This window comes from Serratia sp. NPDC078593 (genome assembly GCF_050268245.1).
GTDB lineage: Bacteria > Pseudomonadota > Gammaproteobacteria > Enterobacterales > Enterobacteriaceae > JBNNGK01.
Genome location: NZ_JBNNGK010000001.1, coordinates 323,083 through 340,804, shown reverse-complemented (window position 1 = coordinate 340,804; position 17,722 = coordinate 323,083). Strand labels below are relative to the sequence as shown.

Sequence of the window (17,722 nt, the reverse complement as noted above, 5' to 3'; positions counted from 1 at the left end):
GCATGACGACAGATGTAACCGTAAAATCACTGGCAGCAGAGATCCAGACTCCGGTTGATCGCCTGGTACAGCAGTTTGCTGACGCAGGGATCAACAAGTCTGAGACAGACTCTGTTACCCAGCAAGAAAAAGAGACTTTATTGGCGCACCTGAACCGTGAACACGGTAGCGCGCCAAGTAAACTGACGTTGCAGCGCAAAACGCGTAGCACGTTAAATATTCCGAGCACCGGCGGTAAAAGTAAATCGGTGCAAATTGAGGTCCGCAAGAAACGCACTTATGTAAATCGCGATACGCAAGAAGCCCAACAGGCGGAAGCGGCAGAGCAGGCACAGCGTGAAGCGGAAGAGCAGGCACGGCGCGAAGCGGAAGAGTTAGCGAAACGCGAAGCAGAAGCGAAGCGCGCAGCCGAAGAGCAAGCCAAACGTGAGGCCGCAGAAATTGCTAAGCGTGATGCAGCGGAAAAAGATAAAGTGACGAATCAACATACCGACGAAATGACCAAGCCAGCTCAGGCAGAAAAAGCACGCCGCGAAGCCGAAGCCGCAGAACTTAAACGTAAAGCGGAAGAAGAAGTGCGCCGTAAGGTTGAAGAAGAAGCCAAACGCGTCGCCGAAGAAGCACGCCGTATGGCGGAAGAAAATGGTGAGAAGTGGGCGGAAGCTGACGCGGCAAGCGCGGCTGTTGAAACTGCCGACTACCACGTAACAACCTCTCAACATGCGCGCGCGGCTGAAGATGAGAACGACGCTAAAGTTGAAGGCGATCGCCGTGCCCGTACTCGCGGTGGCAAAGCGACCAAGCAGAAGAAAGGCAGCAAACTTTCCGAATCCAAAGCTGACCGTGAAGAAGCGCGTGCCGTAACCCGTGGTGGTAAAGGTCGACGTAAGCCTAGCACGCTGCAGCAGGGCTTCAACAAACCCGCTCAAGCGGTTAACCGCGACGTTATCGTCGGCGAAACCATTACCGTTGCCGAACTGGCCAACAAGATGGCGGTTAAAGGCTCTCAGGTTATTAAAACCATGATGAAGCTGGGCGCTATGGCGACCATTAACCAAGTCATCGATCAGGAAACCGCACAGCTGGTTGCTGAAGAGATGGGCCACAAAGTTATCCTGCGTCGTGAAAACGAACTGGAAGAAGCGCTGATGAGCGATCGTGATACCGGTGGTACTGCGGCTGCTGAACCACGCGCACCGGTTGTGACCATCATGGGTCACGTTGACCACGGTAAAACCTCTCTGCTTGATTACATTCGTTCCACCAAGGTGGCATCGGGTGAAGCGGGCGGCATTACTCAGCACATTGGTGCATACCACGTTGAAACTGACAGTGGCATGATCACCTTCCTGGATACCCCAGGCCACGCCGCGTTCACCTCAATGCGTGCTCGTGGTGCTCAGGCGACTGACATCGTGGTTCTGGTTGTGGCGGCGGATGATGGCGTGATGCCGCAAACCATCGAAGCTATCCAGCACGCGAAAGCAGCTAAAGTGCCATTGGTGGTAGCGGTTAACAAAATCGATAAACCAGAAGCCGATCCGGATCGTGTGAAACAAGAACTGTCCCAGTACGGCGTAATGCCGGAAGAGTGGGGCGGCGAAGCGCAGTTTGTTCACGTTTCTGCGAAAGCGGGTACCGGTATTGATGAATTGCTGGATGCTATTTTGCTGCAAGCTGAAGTTCTCGAACTGAAAGCGGTACGTAGCGGTATGGCAAGCGGTGTGGTCATCGAATCCTTCCTAGATAAAGGTCGTGGTCCTGTGGCAACCGTTCTGGTACAAGAAGGTACGCTTAACAAAGGCGATATCGTGCTGTGCGGCTTTGAATACGGCCGTGTACGTGCGATGCGTGATGAGTTAGGCCGCGAAGTGACTTCAGCGGGCCCTTCTATCCCGGTAGAAATCCTGGGTCTGTCCAGTGTTCCTGCTGCGGGTGATGAGGCAACCGTAGTGCGTGACGAGAAGAAAGCGCGTGAAGTGGCGCTGTACCGTCAAGGCAAGTTCCGCGAGGTTAAACTGGCACGCCAGCAGAAATCTAAACTTGAAAACATGTTTGCTAACATGACCGATGGTGAAGTTTCTGAACTGAACATCGTACTGAAATCTGACGTACAGGGTTCTTGTGAAGCGATTTGTGATTCACTGTTGAAACTCTCGACTGACGAAGTGAAAGTGAAGATTGTGGGTTCCGGCGTTGGTGGTATCACCGAAACTGATGCAACGCTGGCTGCGGCCTCCAATGCGATCATCATCGGCTTTAACGTTCGTGCTGACGCGTCTGCGCGTCGCGTTATCGAAGCGGAAAGCTTGGATCTGCGTTATTACTCCGTCATTTATAGCCTGATTGATGAAGTTAAGCAGGCGATGAGCGGTATGTTGGCACCGGAATACAAACAGCAAATTATCGGTTTGGCTGAAGTGCGTGACGTGTTCAAATCACCGAAATTTGGTGCTATCGCAGGTTGTATGGTGACCGAAGGTAACATCAAACGTCACAACCCAATTCGTGTACTGCGCGACAACGTGGTTATCTATGAAGGTGAGCTGGAATCTCTGCGCCGCTTCAAAGATGACGTTAACGAAGTCCGTAACGGCATGGAATGTGGTATCGGCGTTAAGAACTACAACGATGTTCGCACCGGCGATATGATCGAAGTGTTCGAAATTATCGAGATCCAGCGTACTATCGCTTAAGCCTCGAATAATACGTTATTTTGTTTTAGGGGGCCTTGTGCCCCCTTATTTGTCTGGAGGATTTCCAAATGGCAAAAGAATTCAGCCGCGGCCAACGCGTCGCGCAAGAAATGCAAAAAGAGATCGCGATCATTTTGCAGCGTGAAGTCAAAGATCCGCGTGTCGGCATGGCGACCGTGTCTGGCGTGGAAGTGTCGCGCGATCTGGCTTATGCAAAGGTTTATGTCACTTTCCTCAACGTGCTGACCGAAAACCACGATCCCGAATTGGTGACCAAAGGCATTAAAGCACTGCAAGATGCATCCGGCTATATCCGTACTTTACTGGGCAAGGCGATGCGACTGCGCGTGGTACCGGAACTGACCTTCGCTTACGACAACTCGTTGGTGGAAGGTATGCGTATGTCGAACCTGGTGACCAACGTGGTGAAGAATGACGCTGAGCGTCGTACTGCCTCAGGCGATGACGAGGAGGCTTAATGAGTCGCCCTCGTCGCCGCGGCCGTGACATCCACGGCGTTCTGTTGTTGGATAAACCTCAAGGTTTGTCCTCCAATGACGCACTGCAAAAAGTAAAACGCTGTTATAACGCTAATCGGGCAGGCCATACCGGAGCGCTCGATCCGTTGGCAACCGGCATGCTGCCGATCTGCTTGGGCGAAGCGACCAAGTTCTCCCAATTCTTGCTCGACTCCGATAAGCGTTATCGCGTGATCGCGCGTCTTGGCCAGCGTACCGATACCTCGGATGCGGATGGCCAGATAGTGCAAGAACGCCCGGTCAACGTGACTCAAGCGCAGCTCGATGCAGCGCTGGAAACGTTCCGTGGCAACATCCAGCAAGTGCCATCGATGTATTCCGCGTTGAAGTATCAGGGTAAAAAACTGTACGAATACGCGCGGCAAGGCATTGAAGTGCCACGTGAAGCGCGCAGCATCACCGTTTACGAACTGACGTTTATTCGTTGGGAAGGTGATGAACTGGAGCTGGAAGTTCACTGCTCCAAAGGGACGTATATCCGTACTATTACCGACGATCTTGGCGAATTGCTGGGCTGCGGCGCGCATGTGATTTACCTGCGTCGTTTGCAGGTAGCAACGTATCCTATCGAACGTATGGTGACGCTGGAGCAGTTGAATGCGTTGTTGGAGCAGGCGCAGGCCGAAGGTATTGCGCCGAGTGAACTGCTCGACCCATTGCTGATGCCGATGGATAGCCCGGTAGAAAACTTCCCGGAAGTTAACTTGTTGCCAGTGGTGGCAGGTTATGTCAAGCAAGGGCAACCGGTTCAAGCGGCGGGTGTGCCAGCTTCTGGCATGGTGCGCATCACCGAAGGCGATGAGCATAAATTTATTGGCGTGGGTCAGATTGCTGACGACGGTCGCGTTGCGCCGAAGCGGCTGGTTGTCGAGTATTTCGACTAACTGGCCAAAAACGACTCACCTTGCGATTGTTCTACGCTAAGAGTAGAATAGTCCAGCCTAGGCAATGACTCTCAATTGAGGGTCATTGCTTATTATTGGGTTGCTGAATTAGAGATCGGCGCCTGTATTTAAAGTTTATAATTTGGAGTATGACAATGTCTCTAAGTGTTGAAGCTAAAGCTCAAATCGTAGCTGATTTCGGTCGTGGTACTAACGACAGCGGTTCTACCGAAGTTCAGGTTGCCCTGTTGACTGCGCAGATCAACCATCTGCAAGGCCACTTCTCAGAGCACAAAAAAGATCACCACAGCCGTCGTGGTCTGCTGCGTATGGTTTCTCAGCGTCGTAAGCTGCTGGACTACCTGAAGCGTAAAGATGTAGCACGTTACACCAGCCTGATCGAGCGTCTGGGTCTGCGTCGCTAATCTAGCGAGTTTCAGTGGAAAGGGGCCTATTTTGGCCCCTTTCTTCTAGGAAGCATAAGCAAATCAGGTTAATGTATTGCTGATGTTTCTAAACAGGATCTTCCGTTACAGAGGTTCGCGCGGCTAATGAGAGGCTTTATCTTACGAATGAGATAAAGATTGTCATTAGTCGCGAGGATGTAGTGAGAAGGCAAGTAGAGCTCCAGGCGTGTCGAGTCGTCAATACGATTGCGCGCCTAATCTAAGGAAAAAATTTTGCTGACACCGATTATCCGTAAGTTCCAGTATGGCCAGCATACCGTCACCATTGAGACCGGTATGATGGCGCGTCAGGCCACTGCTGCCGTTATGGTTAGCATGGATGACACTGCCGTATTCGTGACCGTTGTGGGCCAGAAGAAAGCCAAGCCAGGCCAAAGCTTCTTCCCGCTGACTGTTAACTATCAAGAGCGTACCTACGCTGCAGGTCGTATCCCAGGCAGCTTCTTCCGTCGTGAAGGCCGCCCAAGCGAGGGTGAAACGCTCACTTCCCGTCTGATTGACCGCCCAATCCGCCCTCTGTTCCCGGACAACTTCCTGAACGAAGTGCAGGTTATTGCCACCGTGGTTTCTGTAAACCCACAGGTTAACCCTGATATCGTCGCCATGATCGGTGCATCTGCTGCACTGAGCCTGTCCGGTATTCCGTTCAATGGCCCGATCGGTTCTGCGCGCGTTGGTTACATCAACAACCAATACGTCCTGAACCCAACCACCGATGAGCTGAAAGAAAGCAGCCTGGATCTGGTAGTTGCCGGTACGGCTGGCGCGGTACTGATGGTTGAATCCGAAGCCGACGTGCTGAGCGAAGACCAAATGCTGGGCGCAGTGGTGTTCGGTCACGAACAACAGCAAGTTGTTATCGAAAACATCAACTCTCTGGTTGCTGAAGCGGGCAAGCCGAAGTGGGATTGGCAGGCACCTGCGGTCAACGAAGCGCTGCACGCACGCGTAGCAGAGCTGGCCGAAAGCCGTCTGGGCGATGCTTACCACATCACCGAGAAGCAAGAACGCTACACCCAGGTTGATGCAATCAAAGAAGACGTTACTGCTGCATTGTTGGCACAGGACGAAACCCTGGACGCCAGCGAAATTCAAGACATCTTGGGTAACGTTGAGAAGAACGTTGTGCGTAGCCGCGTACTGCGTGGTGAGCCACGTATCGATGGCCGCGAAAAAGACATGATCCGTGGTCTGGACGTGCGTACCGGTGTGCTGCCGCGTACCCATGGTTCCGCCCTGTTCACCCGTGGTGAAACTCAGGCACTGGTTACGGCCACGCTGGGTACGGCGCGTGATGCACAGAACCTGGATGAGCTGATGGGTGAAAAAACCGACAGCTTCCTGTTCCACTACAACTTCCCTCCATACTCCGTCGGTGAAACCGGTATGGTTGGTTCGCCTAAACGTCGTGAAATTGGTCACGGTCGCCTAGCGAAACGCGGCGTATTGGCTATGATGCCTAAACCAGAAGATTTCCCGTACACGGTACGTGTGGTGTCTGAAATCACCGAATCTAACGGTTCTTCATCTATGGCGTCGGTGTGTGGTGCCTCTTTGGCATTGATGGACGCAGGTGTGCCTATCAAGGCAGCCGTTGCCGGTATCGCGATGGGCTTGGTGAAAGAGCAGGATAACTTTGTCGTTCTGTCCGACATTCTGGGTGACGAAGATCATCTGGGCGACATGGACTTCAAAGTGGCGGGTAGCCGTGATGGCATCACCGCGCTGCAAATGGACATTAAAATTGAAGGTATCACCCGCGAAATCATGCAGGTAGCACTGAATCAGGCCAAGGGTGCGCGTCTGCACATCCTGAGCGTGATGGAGCAAGCTATCAGCACTCCGCGTGGCGATATCTCCGAATTTGCACCACGTATTCATACCATCAAGATCAGCCCAGATAAGATCAAAGATGTTATCGGTAAAGGCGGTTCAGTCATCCGTGCGTTGACTGAAGAAACAGGTACTACCATCGAAATCGAAGATGATGGTACAGTGAAAATTGCTGCGACCGACGGTGATAAAGCCAAGTATGCTATCCGTCGTATCGAAGAAATTACCGCTGAAATCGAAGTAGGTCGTATCTATCAGGGTAAAGTAACCCGTATCGTTGACTTCGGTGCCTTCGTGGCTATCGGCGGCGGTAAAGAAGGTCTGGTTCATATTTCGCAAATTGCTGACAAGCGCGTTGAGAAAGTGACTGACTATCTGCAGATGGGTCAGGAAGTTCCCGTCAAGGTGTTGGAAGTTGATCGTCAGGGCCGTGTGCGCCTGAGCATCAAAGAAGCCACCGCACCTGAAACGGATGCGCCTGCTGCACCTGAAGCAGAATAACTGTAAAGCAGTTTTTACAGCTCCCCGCCTTGAGGTTGGGAGCTGTTCGTATCGCGCGGATAGGAAACTCGCGTTTTGAGCAGCGGGGGACAGGACGTTCATCCAATGTTTGTCTTCGGGAGTGGGAAATGAAACCTTTCTTACGCTGGTGTTACGTTGCGACAGCACTCATGCTGGCAGGATGCAGCAACAATGATTGGCGTAATGATGACGTTTTGGCTATTCCGTTGCAGCCGACGCTGCAGCAGGAAGTGATCCTGGCGCGCATGGAACAAATACTTGCCAGCCGGGCACTGACGGACGATGAGCGTGCGCAGCTTTTATATGAGCGCGGTGTGCTGTATGATAGCCTTGGGTTACGTGCACTGGCGCGCAATGATTTTTCGCAAGCGCTGGCGATACGTCCTGATATGCCAGAAGTTTTCAACTACCTGGGCATTTACTTAACGCAGGCAGGCAATTTTGATGCTGCCTATGAAGCGTTTGATTCTGTACTAGAGCTTGATCCAACTTACAATTACGCGCGTTTAAACCGGGGCATCGCACTGTATTATGGCGGCCGCTTCCCGTTGGCGCAGGATGATCTGCAGGCGTTTTATCAAGACGACCCAAATGATCCCTTCCGTTCATTGTGGCTTTATCTTGTGGAAAGAGAGATCGATTCCAAGAAAGCTGACGTAGCGCTCCAGCAGCGTTATGACAAAGCGGACAGAGGGCAATGGGGATGGAAAATTGTCGAATTCTACCTAGGTAAGATCAGCGAAAAAACGCTGATGGAAAGCCTCAAGGCAGATGCAACGGATAACACTTCGCTCGCTGAGCATCTCAGTGAAACTGACTTCTATTTGGGTAAACATTACCTGAGTCTGGGGGACAAGAGCACCGCTTCGGCGCTGTTCAAACTGACGGTGGCTAACAACGTTCATAACTTTGTTGAGCACCGCTATGCATTGTTGGAATTGGCACTTTTGGGCCAAGAACAAGACGACCTATCGGAATCGGACCAGCAATAGCTGACGAACACCTATACCCAAAAGGTTTCGCGTTGCGGCAAGTTGGCAATCGAACGCATCCCTGGGAGCTTAGTGAACTAAGTGACGAGGGTGAGGGAGAGCAGCCAACACGGCAGCAGCGTGAAAGATGAAGGGTAATCAGCCTGATAGACCTTGGCATATGCCATAGCTATCGCCTTCACGGGTGAGGGCTTTTTTGTTCGTTTTATAATCTAATTTGAGCCGGTTCACACTTTTCAATGAAAATGACTGAAAATTTTCTCGACGAGTTATGTAGACTGGCTGCCATTATTAATGAGGCACGTGTACATGACTACTGAGCTTGAAACCTCTTTTGCTGACCTGGGGCTGTCTGCTCCTATCATTTCTGCCCTGACCGATCTGGGCTACGAAAAACCGTCACCGATCCAGGCAGAGTGTATTCCTCACCTGTTGAACGGTCGCGATGTGCTGGGTATGGCACAAACCGGCAGTGGTAAAACTGCAGCGTTCTCGCTGCCACTGCTGCATAACCTCGACGCTTCCTTGAAGGCACCACAGATTTTGGTGCTGGCACCGACCCGCGAATTGGCGGTTCAGGTTGCTGAAGCGATGACTGATTTCTCTAAACATATGACTGGCGTTAACGTTGTTGCCCTTTACGGTGGCCAACGTTACGACGTACAGCTGCGTGCCCTGCGTCAGGGCCCACAAATCGTAGTGGGTACCCCGGGCCGTTTGCTGGACCACCTGAAACGCGGCACCCTGAACCTCTCTAACCTGAGCGGTCTGGTGCTGGATGAAGCCGACGAAATGCTGCGCATGGGCTTTATCGAAGACGTAGAAACGATCATGGCAGAAATCCCGGCTGAACATCAGACCGCACTGTTCTCTGCCACGATGCCGGAAGCGATTCGTCGCATTACCCGCCGCTTTATGAAAGAGCCGCAGGAAGTGCGTATTCAATCCAGCATTACTACCCGTCCTGATATCAGCCAGAGCTACTGGACTGCACAGGGCATGCGTAAGAATGAAGCGCTGGTGCGTTTCCTGGAAGCCGAAGACTTTGATGCTGCAATCATCTTTGTGCGTACCAAAAACGCTACGCTGGAAGTGGCTGAAGCGTTGGAGCGCAGTGGTTACAGCAGCGCTGCATTGAACGGCGACATGAACCAGGCACTGCGTGAGCAGACGCTGGAGCGTCTGAAAGACGGTCGTCTGGATATCCTGATTGCCACCGACGTTGCGGCTCGCGGCCTTGACGTTGAGCGTATCAGCCTGGTAGTAAACTACGATATCCCAATGGATTCAGAATCTTACGTTCACCGTATTGGCCGTACTGGTCGTGCTGGCCGTGCTGGCCGCGCGTTGCTGTTTGTGGAAAACCGCGAACGCCGCCTGCTGCGCAACATTGAACGCACCATGAAGTTGACCATTCCTGAAGTTGAGTTGCCAAATGCTGAACTGTTGGGTCAACGTCGTCTGGCCAAATTTGCCGCGAAAGTACAGCAACAGCTGGAAAGCAGCGATCTGGACATGTACCGTGCTCTGCTGGCTAAACTGCAGCCGGAAGAAGAACTGGATATCGAAACGCTGGCCGCCGCACTGCTGAAGATGGCGCAGGGCGAACGTCCACTGATTCTGCCACCCGATCCGGTATTCAAACCGCGTCAGCGTCGTGAATTCAACGATCGTGACGATCGCGGTGGCGACCGTCGTCGTGACAACCGTGACGGCGGCGATCGTCCAGCACGTCGCGAACGTCGTGATGTGGGCGAGATGCAGCTGTACCGCATTGAAGTGGGCCGTGATGACGGTGTTGAAGTACGCCACATCGTGGGTGCTATCGCTAACGAAGGTGACATCAGCAGCCGTTACATTGGTAACATCAAACTGTTTGGCTCTCACTCCACTATCGAGTTGCCAAAAGGTATGCCGGGCGAGATCCTGAATCACTTCACGCGTACCCGCATTCTGAACAAACCGATGAACATGCAACTGCTGGGTGACGCTCAGCCGCATGAACGCCGTGAGCGTCGTGAAGGCGGTAATGCCGGTGGCGAACGTCGTGGCAACGGCCGTCCATTCAATGGCGAACGCCGTGAAGGTGCTGGTGCACCACGTCGCTCTTTCGGTGAACGTCGTGAAGGCGGTAACGCTGCCGGTGGCGAGCGCCGTGGCGGTGGTAACTTTAATCGTGACCGCGCACCGCGTCGTGACGATGCTGCACCTGCGACACCACGCCGCCGTTTTGGTGATGCATAAATCCTGATTTAGCCGTGATACGGTGAATCATGCTAAAAACCAGCCTTCGGGCTGGTTTTTTTATGCCTGAAATTGCTGTTAATCGAAACTAATGGCGTATTATTTACCGGGTTTTTATTCACGGATGTGATGCATAGGAGATGCCATGAGTTGGCAGTATTTCAAATCTCAATACCTGGTGCGCTTTTGGGCGCCGTTACCGGCGGTGATTGCGGCGGGGATCCTTTCGACTTATTACTTTGGTTTGACCGGGACTTTCTGGGCCGTGACCGGCGAATTTACCCGCTGGGGTGGGCATGTATTGCAATGGTTCGGTTTTCACCCTGAACAGTGGGGTTACTTCAAAGTGATTGGTCTTGAAGGGACACCGTTAGAACGCATCGATGGGCGAATGATTATCGGGATGTTTGCCGGGTGTATTGCCGCCGCACTGTGGGCAAACAATATCAAACTGCGTATGCCCCAGTATCGTATGCGTATTTTTCAAGCACTGTTGGGGGGCATTATCGCGGGTTTCGGTGCACGGTTGGCGATGGGCTGCAACCTTGCGGCTTTCTTTACCGGTATTCCTCAGTTCTCGCTACATGCCTGGTTCTTTGCGCTTGCTACCGCCGTAGGTTCATATTTTGGTGCCAAGTTCACGTTATTGCCGCTGTTTCGCATTCCGGTGACGTTACAGAAAGTGCAGTCGGCTGCGCCATTGACGCAAAAACCGCAGCAGGTGCGTCGGCGTTTTCGACTCGGTATGGTGATATTTCTGTTGGCGTTGGTATGGTCACTGTGGACGCTGTTCGATGCACCTAAATTGGGGATCGCCATGCTGTTTGGCATCGGATTTGGCCTGCTGATTGAACGCGCGCAGATTTGCTTTACCTCGGCGTTTCGTGATCTGTGGATCACCGGTAGAACTCATATGGCTAAAGCGATTATCTTGGGTATGGCTGTCAGTGCCATCGGCATTTTCAGTTATGTGCAACTTGGTGTGGCACCCAAGATCATGTGGGCGGGGCCTAACGCGGCATTGGGGGGATTATTGTTTGGTTTTGGCATCGTGCTAGCAGGCGGGTGTGAAACCGGCTGGATGTATCGCGCGGTTGAAGGCCAAGTTCACTATTGGTGGGTAGGGCTAGGCAATATCATGGGGGCGACACTGCTGGCTTATTATTGGGACGACCTGGCTCCGGCATTGGCGACAGATTATGACAAAATCAATTTATTGGATACGTTTGGCCCGACGGGCGGCCTGCTGGTGACTTACCTACTATTGGCACTGGCGTTTGTCGCCATGCTGTGGTGGGAAAAGCGTTTTTTCCGCGCCAAACCGCAGGCGCAGGGCGTTAATTTGAGGAGTGTGCCATGAAATCGCAAACGATCGTGCCGGATTACCGCTTAGATATGCTCGGTGAGCCATGCCCTTACCCGGCGGTGGCAACGCTAGAGGCAATGCCGCAGTTAAAACCGGGTGAGATTCTTGAGGTGATTAGCGATTGCCCGCAGTCAATCAACACTATTCCACTCGATGCGCGCAATCATGGCTATAGCGTGTTGGATATTCAGCAGGATGGGCCAACCATTCGCTATCTGATCCAGCGATAACATCAGAGACGCGAAAGTGATATAGCTATCTTCTCCGTAGGGGCGTGACATGTTGCACCTGTCAGCACTCAGTCTCACACATGGTCATTGACATCAGGGCGCCGTAAGGCGCCCGTTACATTAGGGTTAGGCTGTCAGTAACGCGTCTTTTAACTGCGCAACCAGTTCAAACGAGTGGAGCCGTGCTTGATGATCAAAAATTTGTCCGTTGACCATGATCTCATCGGCGTGAGTTTCTTTCAGTAGCGCTTGTAAACCGTGGCGCACGGTATTTTTATCGCCAACAATCGACATACTGAGCGCGTGTTCGACGCCATATTGTTCACCCGCGGTCCACAACGCGTGAATGTTATCAACCGGTACGGGCAGTGGGCCTGGCGAACCCCGTCGCAGATTGATGAACTGTTGCTGCATGGAGGTAAACAGGAAACGTGCATCGCGATCGCTATCGGCCGCCACCACGTTAACGCACACCATCGCATGCGGTTGCGGCCAGCGTTCAGAGGGTTGATAGTTTTCACGATACAATTTCAGCGCTTGGAACAGCATATCTGGCGCGAAGTGTGAGGCAAATGCGAACGGTAGCCCCAACTTGGCTGCCAACTGGGCGCTGTACAGGCTGGAACCCAATAACCAAATCGGCACATGCAGGCCCTGCCCCGGTACGGCTTGTACCGCCTGGCCCGGTTGCAGTTCGCCAAAGTAATGTTGCAGCTCCTGCACGTCACGCGGGAAATTATCCACTTCACTTGAAAGGTGGCGACGCAGCGCCATCATGGTGCGTTGATCCGTGCCGGGTGCGCGGCCTAGCCCGAGATCAATACGGCCAGGATACAGCGATTCCAACGTGCCGAACTGTTCGGCAATCACTAAGGGGGCATGGTTTGGCAGCATCACACCACCGGAACCGAGGCGGATAGTTTGTGTTCCTGCGGCGAGAAAACCCAATAATACCGAGGTTGCTGCGCTGCCGATGCCGGTCATATTGTGATGTTCCGCTAACCAATAGCGTTGGAAACCCCACTTTTCAGCATGTTGTGCTAAATCTAAAGAACAGTGGAACGCATCGCGTGGTTTTGCGCCCTGCGGGATCGGTGAGAGATCCAGTACCGAGAGCGGTACCAGTTTATTTTCAGTCATATCATTCGTCCATTGTGCCAAATTTCATCGCTTAAAGGGCGAGTGCAGAGATCTGCTCGTTAACGTTAAAAGCATAATTCAAATTACGGTTATAAAAGGGGATATCTGTGCTTGTGATATCCTTAGCGTAGGAGTGGCTTTTCTAGAGATTTATAAAGATGGTGCGGGATTAATAACACAATAATAATTTTGCCAAATTCGTTGCGGGTGAATCGTGTTTGCCCCACAGAAGTGAATGATGAGACTGACGGGCGCAGCGTGCTACGCCCCAACGCAGGAAGCGGGATTTCGGATAGACCATTTTTTTACCCCGCCGTGAACCGTTCAGGGAGCCTGACGCATGAAAAAAAAGACGTTATTTACCCTGTTGCTGGTCGTGTTTGCCATCGCCATGGCGGTGTTATTTCGCGCGCACAACCAGTATTTATTATTACAGGGCGAAGTGGATGCACCGGAAGTGGTCGTTGCATCTAAAGCCAAAGGGCGGGTCATTGAACGCCTGGTGGAGCGTGGGGACGATGTTAAAACTGGGCAACGGTTGATTCAACTCGACAGCCCGGAGCTGATGGCGCAACTGCGCTCAGCGCAAGCGACGCGAGACGAAGCCAAAGCACAGCTCGAACAATCGCTCAACGGTACGCGAGAAGAGAGCATCCGCAGCCTGCGTGCCAGTCTGGCGCAGGCGCAAGCCGAACTGCGTAACGCGCAACATGATTACGATCGTAACGTGAGCGTGGCGGCCAAAGGCTATATCTCTAAGTCGGAACTGGATAGCTCTCGACGCTCGCGTGATACCGCTTACCAGCAGGTATTGGCAGCAAAAGCCAATCTGGATGAAGGGATTAATGGCGATCGAATAGAACTGCGGCAAAAATATGCGGCGGCGCTGCGGGCAGCAGAAGAAAACCTGCTGGAAGTGAAAGCCCAGACCGATGATCTGCAGGTGAAAGCGCCGGTAGACGGCGAAGTGGGGCCGATCCCGGCCGAAGTGGGTGAATTGCTCAATGCGTCGAGCCCCTTGTTGACGTTGATCCGCATACCGGATGCGTATTTCGTGTTCAATTTGCGTGAAGATATTCTGGCCCATGTGCGCAAGGGGGATAAAGTTACGCTGCGGGTGCCGGCATTAAAGGACAACAACATTGAGGCTGAAGTGCGTTACATCGCACCGCTGGGCGATTACGCTACCAAACGCGCGACGCGTGCGACCGGTGATTTCGACCTGAAAACCTTCGAAGTCCGTCTGTATCCGGTTCAGCCGGTCGAGGGCCTGCGCCCGGGGATGAGTACCTTATGGCAATGGAAAGACTAAGAGCCGGGTGGCGTTGTTTCAGCCATGCCTTCGATAGTGAGTGCCGTATTGCCTTTCGCAGCCCGGTTATTCACTGGCTAGGCTGGCTGTTTCCACTGCTGCTTTTCGGCTTGATTGGTAGTAACTTCTCGGAAGGTACACTGCTGGATTTGCCGGTATCGGTGGTGGATAGCGATCACAGCCCGTTATCAAAATCGTTGATCCGCAAACTGGATGCCGGTTCGCACGCCCATGTTGAAGCCTATGCGGGTGGCATGGATGAATCAATTCGCCGCTTACGCAGTGCGCAAGACTATGCGCTGCTGTATGTGCCGCCAGATTTTGAAGCCAATGCGCTGGCAGGCAAGCAGCCAAGCATTGTGTTGTATTACAATGCGTTATTCTACGGTGCGGGTTTGTATTCCACCCAGGATTTCAGCGGATTGATTAGCGAGGCCAACGGCAATTACCGTGCGATCATTGCCGGTGAAATGGGTAAAACGTTGCCACCGTTGGCTGACGTAGCGCTCAATTACGGGAGCCTGTTTAATGCCAGCGGCAGCTATATCTATTATCAACAGTTTGCCGCCACCATTCATCTGCTGCAATTGTTTGTCGTGACCTGCATGATTTACGTCTTGGTGCGCAGCAAATCATTGTTGAAAGCACGGCCGTTTAGCCTAGCGCTGCTGGGTAAGCTCGCACCGTATACCCTGTGTTTTACCACGCTATTGATGGTAGAGATTGCCGCGCTGGTGGGGATATTTGACGCCCGCGTCAGCGGCAATCCGCTGTTTATGCTGATGATTGGTTTTTTCTACGTAATAGCCGCCCAAAGTATTGGTCTGCTGCTGTTTACCTTTACCAGCAGCGCCATCACCGCCTATAGCCTGATCGGTATTTTAGTCAGTGTTGCGCTGACCTTCTCAGGCATGGCGGTGCCAGAATTGTCGATGCCACTGCCTGCGCGGATTATTTCCAATATCGAACCGTTAACCCATGCGCTGTACGCCATGTTCGACGTGTTTTTGCGTCAGGTGCCAGCGCGCGCGATTTTTGGCGTATGTGCCTTGTTGCTTATTTATCCGTTGGTCACCGCATTCTTGGTGCGTAACCGTCTGCTAAAACGGTTGGCGAAAGAGGGAGCCGCAGGATGAAAAGTTATTGGCAGACATTTTGCCGGGTACTGATTGGCATGCTGGAGCGGCCAATGTGGCTGATGCTGATCCTGTCTTTGTGCATCATGAGTATGGTGTATGCCAACCGCACGGTGTGGGACTTGCCGGTTGCGGTGATCGACCAAGATCATAGCACTGCCAGCCGCCAGTTAATCCGGCAGCTAGATGCGACCTCGAAAATTGCCATCAAAACCTATGACAATCTGGACGAGGCTAAACGTGATTTAGGTTGGCGCGAACTGTTTGCGGTTATCATCATGCCGGTGAATCTGGAGAAAAAGATCCTGCATGGGGAGCATATCGTCATCCCGGTATTCGGTGACGCCACCAACCGTCTGGCAAACGGGCAGATTCAGCAAGATGTGGTTGCCGCTTATCAACAGTTGCTCAACCATTACAACACCGAATTATTGCTGCGTAACGGCTTTAGCGAACAGCAAGCGCAGGTGGTTCTGACACCGATACAGGGGCAGACCTTAGATGTGTTTAACCCGGGCATCAGCTTTGCGGCGATCATCTTCCCCGGTCTGTTAGTCATGTTGCTGCAACACTCATTATTAATCGCCAGCGTGCGCGTCAGTATTGCGCTGAAAAGCGCGCCGGGTGGTAAACCTTCATTACCGGCATTCCTTGGCGGCCTGTCGGCGTTGCTGCCTATCTGGCTGTTTTTATCGATTGTGCTATTTGTGTTGTGGCCTTGGGTGCTGGGTTATCGGCAGGCGGCGACGATCCCTGAGATATTGCTGTTAACCTTCCCGTTTCTACTGGCGGTGCTGGGGTTAAGTAAGTTAGTCACCGAGTGCTTACGCAGCGTAGAAATGATTTATCTGACGCTGTCTTTCATTACCACACCGGTGTTCTATCTATCGGGCACCATTTGGCCATTACAGGCGATGCCAGGCTGGGTGCGGGCAATCTCCTCAATGATTCCTTCTACCTGGGCGACCAAAGCGATTGCCGGAGTTAACCAAATGGGCATTCCGTTGCGTGACGTGTGGGGCGATGTTGCCATGCTCTTGTTGTTGGGAGCGCTGTATACCGCTATTGGTATTGCCATCGGCTTTGTCCGCAACAGCGTAGCGTTGCGTAATCTGTTGCGTAAACGTCGGGCATAGGTTTAGGGAATGACGTTTATTCGCTCGTGTAGGAAGCCACTTTATCCGGGGTGAGTGGGGGATTTTTGGTGAAATGCCTATACGGTAGAGGATGAAGATATAAATAATTTATTTTTCAATTGGTTATGTTTTCTTGATGCTAATAGATAGTTGGTGATTTTTTCACAAAGGAAAAGTGCTATTAATTCAGTTAGATATATTTAGAGTGTTCCCCGCGTAAGCGGGGATAAACCGCTGGGCATATTGCGATCTATCGTAGTTAATTAGTGTTCCCCGCGTAAGCGGGGGGAATCGTAAAGGAGTGCAAGAGACGCTGTCGTGCGGGGGCATCGTGTTTAGCGCACTAACGCCAACCCGGCGACGCGCCGCCAGTAGCCGTTGCAGTCGGCATCATCGGTCAACGGGAGCGGATTTTCGCCGTATTCATTGGCGCGGAACTGCTCGACCATCGCCAGCGTACCTAAGTCCTGCGGCGAAAGGCGCACGATGTCTACCAAGCCCTGCATGCTATGCAGTTCGTTGCCCAAGTTGTAGCAATAACCGCTCATGGTCTGAATACCGTTCAAGACGAATACCTGCTGGTTCTCCTGCGAGCGCATCATGCGCCCTTGGGGATAGTTGATGCAGCAGGTTTCACATTCATCTTTACCACGATTTTCTGAACGCGCGGTGAAGCAGCGTGCCGAATAAGCCAGCGGCAGATAGCCGTAGCTCAATACTTCCACCTCAAATTGATGACGAAAGCCCAAGGTTTCACACTGCGTCAGCATATTAACCAGCCAATCACGCGACAGCTCCACGGGCATGCACCAACGCGTCATTCCTTGCTTGTGTAGCAGGCGTAGCGTGTAGGCGTTATAACAATTGAGCGCGTGGCCGGCGACAAACGGCAATCCACGTTCGGCGGCCATATTCACCGTGCCCAGATCGTTGGCTTCGATCAGAAACTCGCCGTTTTCCACGTAGCGCTTCAGTTCGTTCAGCTCGGACGGCGCCTGCAATAGCGCCAACGTGGAGATCACCACCTGTTTACCCGATTGGGCGATAGCCTGAGCGAGTGCTAGCCAATCGCCGACTTTCATCTCGCGTCGCTTGGTGCAGACCGTTTCACCCAGGTAGATAATCTCCGCGCTGCTGTTCACCGCGTGCTGATAAAATGTCTCAATGTCAGTTTTTGGCCAGTAGTAGAGCACCGGCCCTAAAGCATATTTCATGGAGTCTCCAA

At 52.6% G+C, this 17,722-nt stretch carries 15 protein-coding genes; 13 read left to right on the top strand and 2 right to left on the bottom strand.

From position 1 onward, the window contains the following. The first annotated feature begins 2 nt into the window (after nucleotides 1–2). The 10 genes from infB (at nucleotide 3) to yedF (ending at nucleotide 11,773) form a co-directional block, all read left to right on the top strand. Nucleotides 3–2,696 carry a translation initiation factor IF-2 gene (gene infB, locus ACQKDS_RS01510; protein WP_399664384.1) on the top strand — a complete coding sequence of 898 codons (2,694 nt, stop codon included), beginning with the start codon at nucleotides 3–5 and terminating at the stop codon, nucleotides 2,694–2,696. 68 nt (nucleotides 2,697–2,764) lie between these two features. Beyond that, nucleotides 2,765–3,175 (top strand): 30S ribosome-binding factor RbfA, encoded by a 411-nt coding sequence (rbfA, locus tag ACQKDS_RS01505; protein WP_399664387.1) that lies wholly within the window; start codon nucleotides 2,765–2,767, stop codon nucleotides 3,173–3,175. Further along, nucleotides 3,175–4,119: a tRNA pseudouridine(55) synthase TruB gene (gene truB, locus ACQKDS_RS01500; RefSeq protein ID WP_399664390.1), complete on the top strand. Its 945-nt coding sequence runs from the start codon at nucleotides 3,175–3,177 to the stop codon at nucleotides 4,117–4,119. Before rbfA ends, truB begins: the two co-directional genes overlap by 1 nt. Nucleotides 4,120–4,274: 155 nt before the next feature. After that, a complete protein-coding gene (gene rpsO / locus ACQKDS_RS01495) occupies nucleotides 4,275–4,544 on the top strand; it encodes a 30S ribosomal protein S15 (RefSeq protein WP_004933502.1) in 270 nt (89 codons plus the stop codon). Between the two features lie 255 nt (nucleotides 4,545–4,799). Next, the gene (gene pnp, locus ACQKDS_RS01490) at nucleotides 4,800–6,920 is read left to right on the top strand and encodes a polyribonucleotide nucleotidyltransferase (protein ID WP_399664393.1); all 2,121 of its coding nucleotides are present in this window, start codon (nucleotides 4,800–4,802) and stop codon (nucleotides 6,918–6,920) included. A 128-nt stretch (nucleotides 6,921–7,048) separates the two neighbouring features. Beyond that, a complete protein-coding gene (gene nlpI, locus ACQKDS_RS01485; protein ID WP_399664396.1) occupies nucleotides 7,049–7,933 on the top strand; it encodes a lipoprotein NlpI in 885 nt (294 codons plus the stop codon). A gap of 239 nt (nucleotides 7,934–8,172) precedes the next feature. Further along, nucleotides 8,173–8,253, top strand: a complete 81-nt coding sequence (gene yrbN / locus ACQKDS_RS01480; RefSeq protein WP_096335046.1) for a protein YrbN — start codon at nucleotides 8,173–8,175, stop codon at nucleotides 8,251–8,253. Further along, nucleotides 8,243–10,177 (top strand): DEAD/DEAH family ATP-dependent RNA helicase, encoded by a 1,935-nt coding sequence (locus tag ACQKDS_RS01475; RefSeq protein ID WP_399664399.1) that lies wholly within the window; start codon nucleotides 8,243–8,245, stop codon nucleotides 10,175–10,177. The genes yrbN and ACQKDS_RS01475 overlap by 11 nt, the downstream gene beginning before the upstream one ends. A gap of 145 nt (nucleotides 10,178–10,322) precedes the next feature. Continuing rightward, entirely contained in the window at nucleotides 10,323–11,537 is a 1,215-nt protein-coding gene (gene yedE / locus ACQKDS_RS01470) for a selenium metabolism membrane protein YedE/FdhT (protein WP_399664402.1), read from the top strand. Further along, nucleotides 11,534–11,773: a sulfurtransferase-like selenium metabolism protein YedF gene (gene yedF, locus ACQKDS_RS01465; protein ID WP_399664405.1), complete on the top strand. Its 240-nt coding sequence runs from the start codon at nucleotides 11,534–11,536 to the stop codon at nucleotides 11,771–11,773. Before yedE ends, yedF begins: the two co-directional genes overlap by 4 nt. Before the next feature lie 126 nt (nucleotides 11,774–11,899). On the opposite strand, the gene ACQKDS_RS01460 is transcribed toward yedF, so the two are convergent. Next, the gene (locus tag ACQKDS_RS01460) at nucleotides 11,900–12,913 is read right to left on the bottom strand and encodes a luciferase-like monooxygenase (RefSeq protein WP_399664407.1); all 1,014 of its coding nucleotides are present in this window, start codon (nucleotides 12,911–12,913) and stop codon (nucleotides 11,900–11,902) included. 340 nt (nucleotides 12,914–13,253) lie between these two features. Between ACQKDS_RS01460 and ACQKDS_RS01455 the strand changes: the two genes are divergently transcribed. The 3 genes from ACQKDS_RS01455 to ACQKDS_RS01445 are packed head-to-tail and all read left to right on the top strand — an operon-like array spanning nucleotide 13,254 to nucleotide 16,497. Beyond that, a complete protein-coding gene (locus ACQKDS_RS01455; protein ID WP_399664410.1) occupies nucleotides 13,254–14,225 on the top strand; it encodes an HlyD family secretion protein in 972 nt (323 codons plus the stop codon). Then, entirely contained in the window at nucleotides 14,207–15,361 is a 1,155-nt protein-coding gene (locus ACQKDS_RS01450) for an ABC transporter permease (protein ID WP_399664412.1), read from the top strand. Before ACQKDS_RS01455 ends, ACQKDS_RS01450 begins: the two co-directional genes overlap by 19 nt. Continuing rightward, the gene (locus tag ACQKDS_RS01445) at nucleotides 15,358–16,497 is read left to right on the top strand and encodes an ABC transporter permease (RefSeq protein WP_399664415.1); all 1,140 of its coding nucleotides are present in this window, start codon (nucleotides 15,358–15,360) and stop codon (nucleotides 16,495–16,497) included. Before ACQKDS_RS01450 ends, ACQKDS_RS01445 begins: the two co-directional genes overlap by 4 nt. Nucleotides 16,498–16,832: 335 nt before the next feature. Here ACQKDS_RS01445 and ACQKDS_RS01440 read toward each other — a convergent pair whose 3' ends face one another. After that, nucleotides 16,833–17,711: a U32 family peptidase gene (locus ACQKDS_RS01440; RefSeq protein WP_399664418.1), complete on the bottom strand. Its 879-nt coding sequence runs from the start codon at nucleotides 17,709–17,711 to the stop codon at nucleotides 16,833–16,835. Between the last annotated feature and the right edge of the window lie 11 nt (nucleotides 17,712–17,722).